Raw genomic sequence first — 15,569 nt, forward strand, 5'->3', positions numbered from 1 at the left:
GGTTCATGAGCATTTTTAATGAGTTACTTACACCGTCGTAGTCAAATTCTTGCGTGACCCATTTGCCAGGGCCGTTTTGGATATGTGTTGTCGTGGCAGTGATATCAGATAATCTCGAGGCAATAGAAGTTGGAGAGTTATTAGAGGGCGTGGTCGATTTATGTGATTGGAGCAGGCTATTATCTTTCTCGAAAGCTGAAGAATCCTGATTGCCACTTGCGCTAATATGGAGTGCTTTAGGAGTAATTTGCGGCCGAGAACTGGTTGATGTGAGTTGAGTTTTCTTACCTGAGCTATCTGCGTCTGCCATTCCAGGTAATACTGGCGACTTGGCCGAGCTCCCGGAGCCCGTGCCCGGCGAGCCGCCGGCATTGATCCGCGCCAGCGGGCCGCCGAGGGTGATGCCGCCGGCATCGAGTTTGATGAAGCTGCCGCCCGCCGCGAGGGTGACTTCGTTGCCGGCCTCGATGACCATCTTCTGTCCGGCCTTGAGGTGGATTTCGCGGCCGGCTTCGAGCGCCTGGGTGTCGCCGAGCCTGATGTGTTGTGCCTGGCCGATGATGAGGTGGTCGTCGGGCCGTATTTCCACCTTGCGATCGGCGATGGCGGTCAGGTGCTCCTCGGCCCTGAACTCGCTGTAGCTGTTCGCTTCCACGGTGTCGTGGCGTTCGTGGCCGACGCGGATCTTCTGGTCGTGCTCGATGTTCTGGTCCCAGTCGCGCTGGGCGTGGAGGTAGATCTGTTCGGCGCCAGCCCTGTCCTCGATGCGCAGTTCGTTGTAGCCCTCGCCACCGGGGCTGCTCAGGGTCTTGAACACCGATTTGGTCTTGTTCGCCGGCAGCTCGTAGGGCACCGGGTGCTCGGCGTGATACAGGCAGCCGGTGACCAGGGGCTGGTCGGGGTCGCCCTCGAGGAAGGTGACCAGCACTTCCATGCCAACCCGCGGGATGGCCACGCCGCCATAGGCGTTGCCGGCCCAACTGCTGGAGACGCGCAGCCAGCAGCTGCTCTTGTCGTCGCCCTCGCCCTCGCGGTCCCAGTGGAACTGCACCTTGACCCGGCCGTATTCATCGCAGTGGATCTCTTCGCCGGCCGGGCCGGTGACCACGGCGGTCTGGCTGCCGAGGAGCCTGGGCTTGGGGTGGCGCAGGGCGGGGCGGAAGGGGATGTCCCAGGGGGTGGCGGTGAAGTGGTTGCGGTAGCCTTGGGTAAAAATGCCCTCACCCCAGCCCTCTCCCGGAGGGAGAGGGAGTTTTCCGGCGTGAGAGGAGGGCACGGTGGTGGACTCTTCCAGCACCTGCGGCTGTTTGCCTTCGTGGACGACTTCGTTGAGCAGCCAGAGCTGGTTCCATTCTCCTCGCGGGTGCTCGGTGAGTTCGAGCAGGTGGCCGCTGAGCAGCGTGGGCTGGTCGCCGGCGCCTTCGGCGAGCCGGTAGTCAGCGCGGTGCCGTTCGAGATGACGCTGGCTCAGGTGCCTGCCCCGGGTACGGTCGCGATAGCGGCCGGGGTAGTCGTAGTCTTCGAGGTCGGGGCCGGCACTGCGGTTTTCCGCATCCGGCCTGCTGCAAAGGCTCTCCAGCAGTAGCCTCGGTCGCTCGAAGTCGTAGTCCCGCCGGGTCACGCGCCCGGTCCGGATGTCCAGGCGTACGGCAAAGCGTTTGATCACCGGCTCGTCCGCCACCAGGCCGGTGTCGGCCACGTAGGCGATCGGGCGGCCCAGGCGCGGGAAGGTCGTCTGGTCGTCGCCAAACACCAGCACATGTCCGCTCGTGTCGTGGCGGAAGTGGTAGTGGATGCCTTCCTCCTCGCACAGGCGCTGGACGAAGTGCAGGTCGCTCTCGTCGTACTGCACGCAGTACTCACGCTCCGGATAAACCGTCGGGCCGAGCTCGAAGCGATGGCCGCTCTCGGCGAGGATGCCGTGCTCGGCCAGTACCTGGGCAATGATCTGCGGCACCGTCAGTTGCTGAAAGATGCGCTGGTTGCTGCGATGGGCCAGGTAGGCCAGCCGCGGTACGACAGTCAGGCGGTAGCGCGTCAGGCGCCGCCCCGATTCACCCTGCTCGGCGCCGTGAACGAGGCCGTGCACGCCATGCCCGCCGGGGTCGAAAGCGAGGAAGGCGGGGCGGTGGAGCAGGGCCTGGAGGTCCAGGTCCGGACGCTCGCTGACCAGCGTCAGTTCGAAGCGATAGGGTCGGCTGATGGCCTCGCGGCCTTCGAATGCCAGGACGCGCAGATCGTGTTCGACACCTTCGAGCGTCAGGCTGAATTGGATTTCGTTGGCCGGGTTGAACATGCGGGGTTCCTTGTCCGGGGATCATCCATGTGAAAAGGCGAACCAGCGCCACGGAAACCTCCGCGGCGTACGACGGAAATCATCCAGCAGCGCGTCGAGCGTGGCGGTCCGCGCTTCCGGCTCCAGGGCCAGGGCCCGGCGCAGTGTCGGCCAGCAGTGGGCGGGCAGCCGGGCGGGCTTGGCCAGGGTTCGCTCCAGGGCCATCGAGCGGGCCTGGCGGGCGTTCAGGCGGCGGTAGGGGTGCTCGCCGGCGCTGAGTTCGTAGAGCACGCAGGCGAGGGCGAACAGGTCGGCCGCGGGGGTGAGGGCGGCGCCGTCCAGCAGTTCCAGCGCGGCATAGCGGGGCGTCCAGGCGGCGATACGGTGGCGGGCCAGGCGCGGCAGGCCGGCCAGTGGGCCATCCGGCGAATGCCCGAGCCCGTAGTCGAACAGGCGCAGGCCGTCGGCGGCGAGCATGACGTTGCTGGGCTTGATGTCGCCATGCAGCACGCCGAGTTCGTGGGAGTGCTTCAACGCCTCCAGCAGGGGCAGTGCGATGGCCTGCAGCGCGGGCCAGGCCAGGCCCTGGGGATGCTCGGCGAGCAGTTGGTCGAGGGTCGGACCCTTGAGTAATTCCAGGGTGAAGAAGGCGCGCTGGCTGGCGGCATCCACCTCGAAGGCGAACGGCCGGACCACATGCCGGTGGCGCAGACGCGTGGTCAGGGCGAACTCGCTGTAGAGCAGCGCATGGGCGTCGGGGTACTCGCTGAATTCGTCACTGAGCGTCTTCAGGGCCACCCAGGGCTGCGGGTCACCGAACTGCTCGCGCAGCAGGTCCCGTGCGCGGTACACCGCGCCCATGCCACCGACGCCGAGCAGCCGCTCGATCCGGTAGCGACCACAGAGGGTATCCGGCAACGGGCCTGGCACCTCCCGGGGTGCAGCCGAGGGCTCGGGCGCCGGTGCGAAGGCGAAATAGGTGAGATCGCTGGCCGGCGCGGCAAGGGCGTCGTTCATCGGCGGATCACCACGGCGCTGAGGTTGTCTCGCGCCGGGCCTTCCAGCGCCTCGTCGAACAGCTGGCGCAGCGCGAACTCGGGAGAAGGGCGATCGAGCGCGGCGCCCAGCGCATCCGGCGACAGGCTCTGGTACAGCCCGTCGCTGCACAGCAGCAGCGTGTCGCCGGGGTGCACGTCGAACTCCAGCACGTCCAGCCGCAGGCTCTCGCCGGCGCCGACGGCGCGCGTCAGGGCGTGGGCCGCCGGATGCGCGGCGACCTGCCGCGGGCTCAGGCGCTGCTCGTCGAGCAACTGCTGGGCCAGCGAATGATCGCGCGACAGCTGGTACAGCCGGCCGCGCCGCCACAGATAGCAGCGGCTGTCGCCGGCCCAGACGCAGGCGGCGCGCCGCTCGTCCATCAGCAACGCCACCACGGTGCTGCCCATGACCGGCTCGGGGCATTCGGCGGTCACCGTGAGCGCATGGCCGAGGCGGCGATTGACCCGATGCAGACCCCGGCGCAGCGCGACCAGGCGTTCGGCCAGGCCGCCCTCGGCCGGCAGCTCGGCCAACTGTTCAACCACCAGGCGGCTGGCCAGCGCGCCGTTGCGGTGGCCGCCCATGCCGTCGGCCACGGCCCAGAGGCCACGCTCGGGCAGGTCGAGGAAGGCGTCCTCGTTGCCTTTGCGCACCTTGCCGGTGTCGGTGCGCGCTGCGCTGCGCCAGGGCGTGGCGAGGACGGTCATCAGAGGCTCGCCGGCAGCCGGAAGTCGCGCAGCAGGCCGACGTCGAACGGGTTCGGCGAGCGCTGGCTGTGCAGCAGATAGTTGGCCCGCAGCCCGCCGAGGTCGGCCTTGAGCATGAGCACGTCGCGGCCGCTGTGGTAGCCAACCTCCATCAGGTCGAACAGGCGGAACAGCGACCAGGGCCCGGTGTTCTTCTCGATCCCTACCTTGCGCCCGGCCAGCGCCTCTACCACCAGGCTGGTGCGGTCTTGGTTCTCGGCCGCCGGCCAGACGAAGGCGGTGGGGACGATCGGGCCGTGACGGTACTCCAGCTGCTGGCCGCCGAAGCGGAAATCGGCGCGGCCCAGGCTGGAATCGAGCGAGTAGGGCTCGAGCTTGAAGCGCACCAACGGCTCGTTGGGGTTCTCGGCGAAGAAGCTCCGACGGATCGTCTGCGCGCGCTCCATCTGCGCCAGGAAGGTCTGCGACAACGGCAGCTCGCGGCCATCCAGGCGGCGTGGACGGAAGGTCCCGGCGGTCTGGCTGACGAAGGGGCGCAGGTAGCGTTCGAAGAAGGCCTCCGCCGTGCCCTGGGCCCTGAAGAACTCGCGGAAGTCGGCGATCGCCACCTCGCTCTCGCTGTAGGCGTCGAAGGGGTAGCGCTTGCGGAAGGAGCTGCGGTAGGTGGCGTACAGCTCGTTGCGATAGCGTCCGTTGAGGTAGCGGTGCGCGTCGTCGAGCACCAGGGCCCAGCTGTCCTCGGCGAGCAGCGTCAGCCAGGTGCCCAGCGGCTGCGGCAGGCGCGAGGCGGCCGTGCGCAATTCGTTGATGGCGTCGCGCTGGCCGCCCATGCGCGCCTTGGCCAGCTCGAAGGCGGCCTGCTCGGGCGCGCTGGCATGGGCCAGGCCGGACAGCTGCAGCTGCAAGGCGTCGAGCGCCTGCATGGCCGGCAGCAGTTCGGTGCTGGCGCCGCCGTTGTCGTCGAGCAGGCGATGGAAGGCGGCAAAGCGCCGCTCCAGCGCCTTGCGCGCGGTGTCCGGCAGGTTCCGGGCGAGGGCCGCCTGCGTCTGTTCGGCGGCGGCCGCGGCGAGCCTGGCGGCCTTGCCGAGCTTGCCGCTGGCATCCTTGTGATCCTCGGCGGCCTGTGTCGCCCCGTCGACCGCTTCGGCCAGGCCGGCGAAACGGGTGTTCTCGCGCAACTCGACGAGCAGTTGCAGCAGCGGGGAATTGGCCCCGGCCAACCCGGCCAGGCGCAGCGCCCCCTGGCGCGCGCTGCCCAGGGGTTCGAGCCCCAGCTGGGCGATCGCCTCGCCCCAGTGGTGCCCGTAGTCGCGGAAATACAGCTGCTCCATGTCCACCATCAGGCGTCCGAGGTCGCCGCCGCTCAGGGTCGCGCCTTCGCCGAGCACCCAGTTGTCGCGCAGGATCTCGCGGACCAGGTCGGCGCCCTGGGTCAGGTAGTACTTCTGGTAGCCCTGCTGGGTGTAGAACCCCGGAATCGCCAGCTGGCTGCCGACGATCAGCGTGCCCTGCGGCCCCAGGCGCTGGCCGAGGCGGTAGTCCGGCAGGCTGCGGGCCTGCTCGCGCAGCATGCGGTAGACGACCTCGGCCAGCGACTCGCTGCGCAGCACCTGGCGGGCCTGGGCGACCAGCCGCCCGTCGAGCGGATAGGCCCGGAAGGGCTCTTCCAGCAGGCGGGCGAAATGGGCATTCAGGCCCTCCTGCGCCACTGCATTGCCGGAGTGGCGCAGCGACCAGTCGGCCGCCAGCCAGCGCCTGAGGAAGTCGGCATCGCGGCGCTCCTCGAGGTTCAGCATCAGGTAGGCGCGCAGGCTGTTGAGCAGTGCTTCGCGGTCCTCGAGGTTGGCGCGGATCTGCGCTTCGAGCTGGCGCGCGACCCGTGGCAACAGCAGGTTTTCCAGGTCGCGGCGGTAGGCCTGGTGCAGCGTGGGCTCGACGGCCTGGCCCTGGTACAGGCCGCCGCGTTCGACCAGGCGGGCATCGGCGGGCGCAGGGAACACCCGGGTGGCCGCGTAGCTGCGGTCGAGCGTGGCCAGCGTGCGCAAGGCCTCGTCGGCCGGCGCGATGGCCTGGCGCTGCGTATCGATGTGTCGGGCCAGCTCGCGCAGCTGCTCCAGACGGTCGTGGTTGGCGGAAAAGCCGAAAGCCCAGGCCGCGCCGAAGGCCGCCAGGCAGGCGAAGGCGCCGGCATAGAGCGCGCGCTGGCCCCAGTCGATGCGGCGGACTTCCTTCTGGTCGAGCCCGGCGAGTTCGGCCTCGGGGAAGATCACCCGGCTGAGCAGGTGGTGGATGAAGCGTGCGCGGCCCTGGCGGAAAGTCGGCAGGGCGCTGCTGGGCAGGCCGAGCTGGCGGCCGATGTCGCTGGTCAGCGGATCGAGGCCGTCCTGCAGCTGCGGCGCGCTGGTCAGGTAGAAGCCGCGCAGGCGGCTGGAGCGCTGGTAGCGGTTGCCGGCGAACGCCAGCTCGACGAACAGGCACAGGCGCTCGCCGATCTGCCCGAGCTGATGCGGGAAATCCAGGATGCGCCCGCGCCGCTGGGTGTCGCGCTCCTGGTGCATGCGCAGGATCACCTGGCTGTTCAGGCGGCGCAGCAGCTCCTCGAACTCGTCGCGGACCACCTGCGCCTCGGTGCCGTCCTGCTCCCTGCGGAAGGTCGTGCCCAGCACCTGGTCGCTTTCCTCGCGCGACAGCTGGTCGAAGAATTCCTCGAAGCCGAGCACCTTGTCGGCCTTGCTCAGCACCAGGTAGACCGGTACGTCCGCGGCCAGGCGCTGGTGCAGTTCATGCAGCCGTTGGCGGGTCTGGCGGGCGAGGGTCTCCAGTTCCAGTTCGCCGGCCTGCAGCAGCCGGTCGACCGGCAGGTTCACCAGCACGCCGTTGAGCGGACGCACGCGGCGCCGGCGCAGCAGGGCGAGCAGGGTGGTCCAGCCGCTGGCGTCCACCGTGGCGTCCGGCTGCGCCAGGTAGCGGCCGGCGGTGTCGATCAGCACCGCGTGATCGGTGAAGTACCAGTCGGCATAGCGGGTGCCCGAGACGTCCTTGGTCAGGCGCTGCGGGTCCTTCCGGTTCAGGGGGAATTCCAGCCCGGAGAAGTCCAGCAGGCTGGTCTTGCCGCTGCCCTGCGGGCCGAGCAGCAGGTACCAGGGCAGCTCGTTGCGCCATTTCTCGCTGCGCCCGCGATACAGGCTCGAACTTTTCAGGGTGCGCAGCGCCTGCTTGAAGCGCTGGCGCAGTTCGGCCTGTTCCTCGCCCATCAGCCCCTGGCGGCGCAGGCGCTCCTGCAACTGCTCGTCGCTGGCCTCGGCCTGCGCCCGGCGCCCGGCGCGCCAGCTGCTGAAGACGATGAACAGGCCCCAGGCCAGGCACAGGCCGGCGATGGTCAGCAGGCGGCTGCTGGAGGATTCCCAGAACTTGCGGTCGGCGATCGCCAGCAGCGGGCCGGCGAACCAGACCAGCAGGGCCAGCACCAGCAGCAGGCACAGGCTCCAGACCCAGGTCTTGCGGAAAAAGATGGCAAGCTTGCCGAAAAAGTCCTTCATGGCGTCACGTCCTTGTTACGGCGGGTCACTCGAGCGGCTGCGTCGGGTCGGTGCTGTGGTAAGGCAGCAGCACGGTCTCGCGCTGCTGGTCGAGGACCCAGGCGAAGCCGGCGTACATCACGCCGAGGCTGACCAGGGTGAACAGCGCCACCATCCACCAGGGCACGATGCGCACCAGGCGCCGGCGAGTGTCGTGCAGCCCCTGCCAGTGCGGCGACAGCTCGCGCGGCACGTCGCCGCGCAACTGGCGGATCTGCCGGTAGAGGCTGTCGCGCACCGCCTCGAGTTCGAGCATGCCGCGCGGCAGCACCCGGTACTTGCCCTCGAAGCCGAGCGACAGGCACAGGTACATCAGTTCGAGCATCGGCAGGTGCTTGACCGGATTGCGCGCCAGGCGCTCGAGCAGCTGGAAGAACTTCTCGCCGCCGAAGGTCTCGTTGTGGAAGCTCGACAGCAGGCTCATCTGCGACCACTCGCTTTCGTTGCCCCAGGGCGTGGTGACCACCGCCTCGTCGAGCACCGTGCAGAGCACGTAGCGCGCGGCCATCACCTGGCTGCTCTCGGCGCCGTCGTGCAGCGCCCGGTGCTCGAACAGCTTGAGCGCCGCGCAGAGGCGAGCGTTGAGCGCATCGAGATCCTCGCCTTCCAGGCTGCGCTTGAGCTGCACGACCTCGGAAAACAGCGGCGAAGCGGCCGCCACCAGCGGGTTGAGGCTGATGTTGAAGCTTTCCGCCGGGCGCAGCCGCGCCGCATAGATCATCCGCTCTTCCAGCTGTTCGTATTTCGGCGGCGCGCTGAAATCGGTCAGCGGGCTCTGCGCCGGGGCCTCGCCCTGGCGGTCGAGAATGACCGTCTTGTCGTCCTGACCGTAATCCATGTCCTTGATGGTCATTGCTAGTTCCTGATCGCCCAGAATTTCAGCTCAAGCCCGGAAAACTCTCCGGACACGTGGAAAGCGAAGCCGCCGGAGCGCTCCAGCTGCGCCAGTTCCTCGGAGCTGAGCTCCAGCGCGAAGTAGGTCTTGCCGGCGTGGAAGGGGATCTGCCGCGGCGCGACCGGCAGCGGCTTGACCTTGATGCCCGGCAGGTGAAGGTTGACCAGTTGTCGGATGCATTCCACCGGCCCGACCTTGAGGTGCGCCGGCAGGCGCTGGCGCAATTCTTCCGAATCGCACTGGGCGCTGGCGGCGAGCACGAAGGAGGCGCTGGCGAGCAGCTTGTGGTCGTGCAGGGGCGAGACCTGGATGCCGTACTGACGCTGCTGCAGCAGCAGCTCGATGGCGTGCTGCTCGAGCACCATCGACAGCACCTGGCGGATCGCGTCCATCAGCCGACGGAACGACAACCCCTGGTCGCCGTGCTGGTAGCGCCCTTCCAGGCGCGGGCGCTTGGTTTCGCTGGAGAAGGTCGCCAGTTCGCCGAGCAGGCCGAGCAGCTCGCGGTAGATCTGCTCGGGATGGACGCGGTCGATGCCCAGGTAGTGGCGCAGCACTGGCTCGTAGCGGTTGATCAGCTGCAGCATCATGAAGTCGCCGACTTCGGCGCCGCCGACCCGCCCGGTGGCACGGATGCGCTCGGCCAGGATGTCGCCGCGGTGGGCGAGCATGCTGATCACTTCCTTGAGGCAGGACTGCAGGTAGCCCGAGGCCTGGAAGTCGATGAAGGTCGGGATGTAGTCGCCGTCGAGCGCGATCACGCCGTCGGGGGTGGTATCGAGGATGTCGCAGAGTTTGAGCTTCACGTACGCCTGGTCGCTCTGCTGCTCGCCGAGCTGCAGGCGGAAATCCGGCCGTGCTGTGCTGACCTGGGCGATGGTGCTGTCACCGGCGTTGGAGTCGGCGACCTCCTCGTCGACCGCGCTGAAGCGGGCCAGCACGTCCTTCTGGTCCGGCCGGCGGCTCTCGATGTGGTTGCCGGTGACCAGTGGCAGCGCGAGATACACCGGCGTGTTGCTGGTGTTCGGCGGCACGTCCAGGGCCAGGGGCTCACGGTCGGCGCCGAGCTCGAACAGGCTGCCGTCGGGCAGGATGCCGCTGGCCTGGCTGACCACCAGCTTGCCCATGTTGAGGAACTGGCGGTCGATCTCCAGGGTGAAGAAGCCCCAGGCGTACTGGCCGAGCTGCTGAGTGCGGGCCTTGAGCTGGTGATCGTAGTAACGGTCGTTCTGCTGGAAGTGCTGCGGGCGCAGCAGCATGCCTTCCTGCCAGACCACCTTGTTCTGGCTCATGGGCGGTCCTCGTCAGGGATGGCGGCGAAGTCGCGGATGCCGTGTTCGTCCAGGCCCAGCCGGCTCTGGTTGCGTGCCCGATGAACCAGCGGAATGACCAGGCGCCAGTTGGTTTCCGGCAGGTCGCGGTAGGCGGCCAGGACGCCCACGTAGCGGCTGCCCTCCTGCACGTGGAGCTTGAGCGTGCGCTGCTCGCCCGGGCGCAGTTCGAGCTCCTCCTGGATCACCATGTCCGGGGACAGCGCCTGCTTTGGGCGCTGGTACAGGGAAAAGAAATCGGCGTTCTGGAAGGCCACCGGGTGCTTGAGCTCGATCAGCCGCACCACGATGGGCGAGGGGCGGCCATTGAGGTCGGGGTTCAGGCGGTCGCTGCCCGCGAGCGTCAGGTCGAGCTTGGTCAGCTCGGAGTTCGGCGACAGCGCCGAGCAGCCGGCGAGCAGCGACAGCCCGGCCGCCAGGGCCAGGATAGAAAGGCGGGGCATGGACATCATCCTTGAAGGTCGGCGTTGAGGGTGGCGATCAGGCGTACCTGTTCCTCGTAGACATGGGCGAAATCGCGGCTGAACAGGTGCTCGCTCCAGTCGTCGCGCCTGAGGCTCTCGTGCAGGCGACGGTAGGCCCGCCAGCGGCTGCCGGCGGTGGCGATCAGCGGCTTGCCGTCACGCTCGAAGCGCAGCACCAGCTGTTCCGGCGCCAATTGCTCGAGCATGCCCTTGACCGCCGCGCGGCTGGCCGCCAGCAGCGCGACCTGATGGGCCTGAAGGTCCCGGTAGGCACGGCTGACGGCCTGCTCGGCGGGCAACTGGCCCGGCCGCTGCGGCCGCAGCAGCGCGCGCATGGCTTCTTCCGTGTCGCTGCCGTGCTTGAGCGGGTTGTTGCTCGCGCTCTGCACGGTGGTCAGGGACAGCCGCAACTCGTTCTTCAGCTCGCTGCGGGTGCGCAGCGCCTGCTGCAGGCTGCCCACGCTCTGGCGCAGTAACCGGGCGGCCTGCAGAGCCAGCGCTTCGCGCGCCTCATCGTCGAGACCGTCGAGTTCCACGCCGAGCGCCTCGCCGAAGCGCTCCCAGAAGCTCGCCGGCAGGCGTTCCGGTTCGGCGCGCGTACGCGGCGCTGCGGCTGGAGTGCGGGCCACCAGTTCGGGAATCTGCAGGTTTTCCTCGTCGATCTGGGCGTAGTCGCGTTGCTGGGCGTGCGACTGGGCGGGGGCGATCACTGCCGTCAGCTCGTCGACCTCCGCATAGACCCGCTCCTGCTGATCGAGCGCGGTCAGTGGGTCGAGGTCGAGGAAGGCGTCGTCCGGAATGATGCTGCCGGCGGGCTGTGGCCGGCCGAGGTCGCCTTCGAACAGCGCCGGATCGCGAATCAGCCGCGCCCGGATCTCGAAGTCGCCCAGGCAGTAGATATCGCCGTGCTCGATACGCTGCGCCTTGCCGCGGTTGAGGGCGGCGCCGGTGTCCTTCACGCGGATGCCGTTGCTGCTGGTGTCGGTGAGGTAGAAGGCGCCGTCGCGGTAGCTCACCTCGGCGTGCCGGCTCGAAACCACGCGCTTGCGATCAGGTATGACCCAGTCGCAGTCCTCGGCCCGGCCGATCAGGCCGCCGGCCTGCTTGAAGGTTTTCGTCGTGAGCAATCCGGGGACGAACTGCTGCGCCCCGACCATATCGAAGACCAATTCCATGGCGTTACCACTCCTCGCGGTCAGTTGCCGCGGTTTACCGCTTGCGGGTCGCCCAGGGGGCGATAGTCGTCGTCGTCGAACTTGTAATTGCCGGAACAGCCGGCCAGCAGGGCGGCGGCAACGAGCGTAACGAGGGCGTAATAGCGGGCTGGCACGCGATTTCCTCCTTGAAGTCGTGTGTGCTTGGGCGGCCCCATCCATGATGCTGCGGGGGCTGAGGTTGCGCATTGAAGTTCAGTTTCGGGTCTCGCCAGGTGACCGGGTTCACGAAAACGGGCCGGGCAACCGCAGAAACGAGAGCCAGCGTCGATTGGCCTGGCCGTCAGTCGAAGGGCTTGCGAGCCGGGGCCTTGGCATAGCAGCCATTCAACGCCTCCGCGATCAGACAGTCGGAACCGACCCGCAGCCACAGTTCGTCGAACAGGCCTCCGAGCCCCATGTCCGAACGGACCAGGCGGGCGTTGGACGGCTCGCGATGAAGGACGAGCAGATCGCCGGCCTGGCGCCAGGTCCCCTGTGCGTAAGCATCGAGCGCCCCATAGGCGACCACGGCTTCGAAACTGCCGTCGTCGTTCAGCAGCAGCTCCGAGCCCATTTCCATGGCGCCCTGCAGGTAATAGTGCCCGGCCAGCGATCGGGCGCCGGCATCACCGGTGCTGGCGCAGGCGGCCAGCAACAGGCTTGATATCAGTGTGACGAGTCCTTTCATGGGTAAGGCTTCCTGAATCTCGATGGTTCAAGCCAACTTGCCAGGCACAAAAGCTGACGAGCTCATGCGAACTTCCATAGCGTCCAACCCTTCAATGCTTCGGAGGTCAGAATCAAGACCAGCCATAGGACGCCTAGCCCTGGTAATAGCTGTGCAGCGAACAACACAGAGAGAGTGACGGCAGCACGAAATACAGGCGGAAGGGAATCTGCGCATAGGCTAGTGCCCTGATTGACGTATCTGCGATTTCTAACATGCAAATCTCGCGAACATTTTTTTCTAGATCTCGTTTGGGGATTTAATTCAAGATAGAACATTGATGTTGAGTTCATGCTTCAGAAATCCGATGAACATACCTATCCAGTAGGCTGTTAGACTGATGCAAGTAAAGTAAAGCCAGGCAGCGAGAGCAGGATTGATTTTCGGGCGGTTTACGCCAAAAACATATTGGAAGCTATATCGGTGCATTCGGCAGAAGCTATCAAAGGGACTATAAGACTCCCATTCAAAATTTGGCAGCTTGGAAAAGTAAGGGTCGAGCCGGCGAATACCATGGAAGCAGATGTAGATTCCATTAAAGCCTCCTGTTACGAACAGGAACAGCAATCCAGAAAAAAAGATTCGTTCCAGTATCGAGACGTCGCTCATGTCAGTTCATCCCTTGATAAATGATATCGCCTACGTTTTCGCCAAAACTGCCGCCACTAGAGCCTCCGTAATAGGCGCCGGCAGCAGCGCCAGCGATTGCGATCACTGCGAGGACGGGAGCGCCAACTGTGACGCCAAACGCAATTGCAATACCTCCTGCAGCGGCGGTAGCTATTTTGGCACCAGCGATACCACCTACTGCGCCGCCACCTGCACTGCCCATGAATCCAGTTACCTGCTTGAAGCTCGTTTTTGTACAGACTTGGTTATTCCCCACCGTGCAGGCTTCATGAACTCTGTCCAGCCGTATGCCGCCATCGATGGCGATGCCCAAGTACCCCAGTCTGCTTGAACCCTTGGCCCAGTTCGAAACTGTATTGATGCGTTGTCCGAGTTGCGGGACCTCACCTCTATCTGTAATTGCAGATGCGTTATGCAGGATCGATTTGGTTGAAAGGCCGAGGGTGGTCTTGATGCTGTCGTAGTGGCGGATATTCACGGTAGAGAGGGTCATGCGACCGAGAGAGTGGTCTAGCTGGCTGAATAGCTGCTGACGCTTCGCATAGAACTCCGGTGAAAATCGGTTGGCGTTTCCGGTCCGGCGCAGCTCTTCCACATAGGCCACGTTTATTTTTTCCAGCGCGCCTTTGACATCACCCAGCTGTCGTCCTACCGCTGCGCTCAGTACACCCAGCGCGGTGCTCTGGTGGGATGCAATAGTTTCCAGGCAGATGTAATCCAGGACCTCCAGGTGCCGCTTGACTGTCAAGGCTTCATAAGGTGTCAGCTGTTGAATGCCCTCACTTGCAAGCTTCGCCTGTTCCCTTACCTTTTCCAGGCGCTGTCGGTCGTCGTCGGTACGCGGCATGCTGGAGACGATGACGATCTCTCCGGGTAGCACCGTCTCCTTGAGATGTTCGTTATTGCGCTGAAACAGCGAGCGATGAAGGAAGTGCGTTTCACCGCCATAGATCTCCTCATAGATCGCCTGGCGGCTCTGAACCTTGTTGTTCCAGTAGAACGCCACGTCGAATGCAGAGCCATCGCACTGACTGTCCTGAATGACTTGTCCGATTGTGCAGCCGGGTCGGGCAGCGCTGTTCGTCTCAGGCACGCGTAGTATCTGTCCGGTCTGGATTCGGTTCGGATTTTCGATCTCTGGGTTCAGGCGCAGCAGTTTGCTGGTGGTAGTACCGTGACCGCTGGCGATCCGGGTCAGACTGTCGCCCCGCTGTATTGTGTATTCCATTTGCTTATCCATGCAGGCCAAGCAGGCCGGCTTCGATTCTAGCCAGCCGGTGCTCGGCAGGTTCTTCCATGTTGGCCAGTTGCGTACGCACGCGTGGACTATCGATAGCGTCGGGAAACTGGAGCGCCAGCTCAACGTAAGTGAGCAGGTGGTGTTCGGAGTTGATGCCGAACCTTTCAGCTTCTGCCGTGCGCTGATGAATGAAGTCTTTCAGCTCTACATTTGACTGCCCGTGAAAGTCGTCAACGCAAAAGTGCGATACCAGGCGCTGAATGAATAGCTGTCGTTCTTGTTTCTGCCAATGAGCAAGGTGCTCCGGCCGAATCGAAAACCAGCCTTCGTCGTCGGCAGACCTGGCGGCAGAGACATAGGGTGTACCGAAAGCCAGCCATTTGTTTTCTTCGGCAGGCAACCAGATCGTACTGATCGGGCCAAGCCAGGCGCGGAGCTCGTCTTGCGTGAGGCTGTCGAAGAAACGCTTGGTCAAGTACGGGTCATAAAACCGGCAGAAAGCCAATTCTCCTGAGGGCAGCCTGACGCTCAGCAGACTGCGCAAGTGGCCCACAAGATCGTCAATGTTAACGGGGCTTTCGAAAAGCAGACCTGCCGACTGCCAATGCTCCCGATTTGCCCACATGCGATGTCGTATGGAGAAGCGGTACAGTACGGGGCTGACTTCCAGCATGGACTCATGGCGCGTGCCCCGGTACAAAGGCTCTGCCTTTGGTGCATCATCGTGCTGATAGATGACCCGCAAGGCGGGTAACGCGGCGCCATCAAGCAACAGGTAGAGATTGTCGCGCTCGACGTCGATTCCTTCGTCCGCGTGCATCAAGCCATGCTCGTCTTCTTGCCGCATGGGCAGACCTCCAGTTGGCAGGAACCATCGGGTTGCACGCCGCACTGCTTGACCAGCAGCAGCTTGGCCGTCGCAGCATGCTTGAGTTGCGGCGACATATTGATCAGGGCCGGCAAGGTGAGGCCGCCGGCAGCGTCGCTAGCCGCCAACCATGGAATCGCCGGCGCCAAAATCCCCAATCCTGTCCCCTTACCTGGCGCTCCGCCCGAGTTCATCCTCATGGTCGCGCCGCTCAGCGTCACGCCACTCGGGTCGAGCTTAAGGAAGCTGCCACCGCCGCTGGCGGTCAGTTCCATGCCGGCGTCGATGACGACTTTGCTGCCGGCGTAGTAGTGAATCTCGTCGCCCGCCTCGACGAACTGCCCGCTGCCGATCTGCACGTGCTGGCTGTCGCCCACGGTGAGGTGGTCGCTGGCTTTCACTTCGGTCCTGCGGTCGCCGTGGGTGGTGCGGTGCTCCTCGGCGCGGAATTCGCTGTAGCTGTTCGCTTCCACGGTGTCGTGGCGTTCGTTGCCGACGCGGATCTTCTGATCGTGCTCGATGTTTTGGTCCCAGTCGCGCTGGGCGTGGAGGTAGATCTGTTCGGCGCCAGCCCTGTCCTCGATGCGCAGTTCGTTGTAGCCCTCGCCACCGGGGCTGCT

Annotated in this window: 13 protein-coding genes and 1 pseudogene; all 14 read right to left on the reverse strand. The window is 65.4% G+C overall.

What is annotated here, in order from left to right:
* Positions 1 to 250: 250 nt before the first annotated feature.
* Positions 251 to 2,296, reverse strand: a pseudogene (gene tssI, locus H610_RS23475) (type VI secretion system tip protein TssI/VgrG); the annotation flags it as partial.
* Positions 2,297 to 2,317: 21 nt separating this feature from the next.
* A complete protein-coding gene (locus H610_RS0107500) occupies positions 2,318 to 3,292 on the reverse strand; it encodes a serine/threonine-protein kinase (protein ID WP_028239099.1) in 975 nt (324 codons plus the stop codon).
* On the reverse strand, positions 3,289 to 4,020 hold the full coding sequence (locus tag H610_RS0107505) for a PP2C family protein-serine/threonine phosphatase (protein WP_028239100.1): 732 nt from the start codon (positions 4,018 to 4,020) through the stop codon (positions 3,289 to 3,291). The genes H610_RS0107500 and H610_RS0107505 overlap by 4 nt, the downstream gene beginning before the upstream one ends.
* Entirely contained in the window at positions 4,020 to 7,559 is a 3,540-nt protein-coding gene (gene tssM, locus H610_RS0107510) for a type VI secretion system membrane subunit TssM (protein WP_028239101.1), read from the reverse strand. The genes H610_RS0107505 and tssM overlap by 1 nt, the downstream gene beginning before the upstream one ends.
* 25 nt (positions 7,560 to 7,584) lie before the next feature.
* Positions 7,585 to 8,451, reverse strand: a complete 867-nt coding sequence (gene icmH, locus H610_RS0107515) for a type IVB secretion system protein IcmH/DotU (RefSeq protein ID WP_028239102.1) — start codon at positions 8,449 to 8,451, stop codon at positions 7,585 to 7,587.
* A 2-nt stretch (positions 8,452 to 8,453) separates the two neighbouring features.
* On the reverse strand, positions 8,454 to 9,785 hold the full coding sequence (gene tssK, locus H610_RS0107520; RefSeq protein ID WP_028239103.1) for a type VI secretion system baseplate subunit TssK: 1,332 nt from the start codon (positions 9,783 to 9,785) through the stop codon (positions 8,454 to 8,456).
* The gene (gene tssJ / locus H610_RS0107525; RefSeq protein WP_028239104.1) at positions 9,782 to 10,267 is read right to left on the reverse strand and encodes a type VI secretion system lipoprotein TssJ; all 486 of its coding nucleotides are present in this window, start codon (positions 10,265 to 10,267) and stop codon (positions 9,782 to 9,784) included. The genes tssK and tssJ overlap by 4 nt, the downstream gene beginning before the upstream one ends.
* A gap of 5 nt (positions 10,268 to 10,272) precedes the next feature.
* Positions 10,273 to 11,463 (reverse strand): type VI secretion system-associated FHA domain protein TagH, encoded by a 1,191-nt coding sequence (tagH, locus tag H610_RS0107530; RefSeq protein ID WP_028239105.1) that lies wholly within the window; start codon positions 11,461 to 11,463, stop codon positions 10,273 to 10,275.
* A gap of 20 nt (positions 11,464 to 11,483) precedes the next feature.
* On the reverse strand, positions 11,484 to 11,618 hold the full coding sequence (locus H610_RS0107535) for a hypothetical protein (protein WP_028239106.1): 135 nt from the start codon (positions 11,616 to 11,618) through the stop codon (positions 11,484 to 11,486).
* Between the two features lie 167 nt (positions 11,619 to 11,785).
* A complete protein-coding gene (locus H610_RS24545; RefSeq protein WP_051231584.1) occupies positions 11,786 to 12,172 on the reverse strand; it encodes a hypothetical protein in 387 nt (128 codons plus the stop codon).
* 303 nt (positions 12,173 to 12,475) lie between these two features.
* Entirely contained in the window at positions 12,476 to 12,820 is a 345-nt protein-coding gene (locus H610_RS24800; protein ID WP_084166399.1) for a hypothetical protein, read from the reverse strand.
* Between the two features lies 1 nt (position 12,821).
* Positions 12,822 to 14,069 (reverse strand): LysM peptidoglycan-binding domain-containing protein, encoded by a 1,248-nt coding sequence (locus H610_RS0107545; RefSeq protein ID WP_028239107.1) that lies wholly within the window; start codon positions 14,067 to 14,069, stop codon positions 12,822 to 12,824.
* A gap of 4 nt (positions 14,070 to 14,073) precedes the next feature.
* Positions 14,074 to 14,928, reverse strand: a complete 855-nt coding sequence (locus H610_RS0107550; protein ID WP_028239108.1) for a DUF4123 domain-containing protein — start codon at positions 14,926 to 14,928, stop codon at positions 14,074 to 14,076.
* On the reverse strand, positions 14,901 to 15,569 hold a 669-nt coding region (locus H610_RS0107555), incomplete at its 5' end, for a bacteriophage T4 gp5 trimerisation domain-containing protein (protein ID WP_028239109.1). The genes H610_RS0107555 and H610_RS0107550, both read right to left, overlap by 28 nt.

The sequence above is a fragment of the Stutzerimonas azotifigens DSM 17556 genome (genome assembly GCF_000425625.1).
In the GTDB taxonomy this organism is placed as follows: Bacteria; Pseudomonadota; Gammaproteobacteria; order Pseudomonadales; family Pseudomonadaceae; genus Stutzerimonas; species Stutzerimonas azotifigens.